The following is a 222-nucleotide window of genomic DNA, read 5'->3' on the forward strand; positions in this document are numbered from 1 at the left end:
TGTGGCACGCGATGAACCGTGAAGGCTTTCATATTGGTCGCGACAAGACTGCACGACTAATGAAACTTGCAGGTGTTTCTGGCCGCAGACGTGGGCGAACCCCTGTGACAACGATTAGCCCGAAGACACCGGATCATCGCCCGGACCTAGTGCGCCGAAACTTCCGTGCGCAGGCACCAGGCAGGCTTTGGGTTGCCGACATTACCTACGTTCGCACCCTGT

1 pseudogene is annotated in these 222 nt (G+C 57.7%); it reads left to right on the forward strand.

Features of this window, described 5'->3' with window-relative positions:
• Positions 1 to 222, forward strand: a pseudogene (locus tag HMPREF2692_RS13015) (IS3 family transposase); the annotation flags it as partial.

Source organism: Corynebacterium sp. HMSC036D03 (assembly GCF_001836185.1).
In the GTDB taxonomy this organism is placed as follows: domain Bacteria; phylum Actinomycetota; class Actinomycetes; order Mycobacteriales; family Mycobacteriaceae; genus Corynebacterium; species Corynebacterium simulans.